Source organism: Vibrio sp. D173a, from assembly GCF_030248475.1.
The window spans coordinates 1-916 of sequence record NZ_JAHGAH010000429.1 but is presented as its reverse complement, the minus strand read 5'-3'; the positions used below and the strand labels follow the sequence as shown (position 1 = coordinate 916).

Annotated in this window: 1 protein-coding gene and 2 pseudogenes; 1 reads left to right on the top strand and 2 read right to left on the bottom strand. The window is 45.3% G+C overall.

What is annotated here, in order from left to right:
* The coding region (locus KIV40_RS26480) for a transposase (protein WP_285347800.1) at window positions 1–231 on the top strand (231 nt) is incomplete at its 5' end.
* Window positions 232–261: 30 nt separating this feature from the next.
* On the opposite strand, the pseudogene KIV40_RS26475 reads toward KIV40_RS26480, so the two are convergent.
* Both KIV40_RS26475 and KIV40_RS26470 read right to left on the bottom strand, forming a co-directional pair.
* A pseudogene (locus tag KIV40_RS26475) lies at window positions 262–483 on the bottom strand (hypothetical protein); the annotation flags it as partial.
* Window positions 484–636: 153 nt separating this feature from the next.
* Window positions 637–916: pseudogene (locus KIV40_RS26470) on the bottom strand (hypothetical protein); the annotation flags it as partial.

Genomic DNA, 916 nt, shown 5'->3' with positions numbered 1-916 from the left:
GATAATAATCGTGCTGAACGCGCCATTAAACCGCTGGTCATTGGCAGAAAAAATTGGCTGTTCTCAAACACACCAAATGGTGCTGATGCGAGCGCGATGCTTTACAGCATCGTCGAGACAGCGAAAGCCAACGGCCTTATCCTCTACGACTACATGGTCAAGTGCATGAAAGAGCTCGCGAAAGCGGAGCCTGATATCGATGCGCTCCTACCTTGGAACTTCAAACATTAACAACACCGCCCCGTGGGTTCATGGGGCGCATACAACCCGCACTCGCATTTGGCTTGTGGTTTGAGCAAGGTAAATATTGACTCGGTTGAGCTCTAAGGGGAAAGCACCAGCAATCGCCTCATGCTGATCCATGGTGTCGAACCAGATATCTTCGGCGAAATGAGAAAATCGCTCGTAACCTTGTTCTTGCGATAAGCGCAACAAGAGGCTTTCGAGCGATTCATCAGGGTAAAATTGAATGTCCGTTTTCACATGCCACCACTAAAACTTAGAATATCTAAGTTTTAGTATTGCCGTTGATCCTAATAATTCAAATTCTATGGAGCCAAATTGTGACTAGAAACTGATTCCTAGGTTCTCATTAGCTAAGTTCAAAAAAGGACTCAATCAGGCTCTTTGTATCCATTACTCACATTGAATCACATCAAAGCCATCTCGTTTCACGCGTTCAATGAGTTTGAAGATATTGCCCATACCCCACTGATTCGAGATAGCGATAACTTCACCGGATTCCAACTCAATTTGATGCTCTTCTTTGATGTGGAAACGCTTGTAGCGCTTTTCTGGGATGTCAGACACCAATGCAAATACAGATTTCCTCAACGCTCCATCAAATGCTTCCTGAAGCTGCTCTAGACTCTGCGGTTGGTGCTTCTCTATCCAGTCACTTAACAGAGAAGTGGCC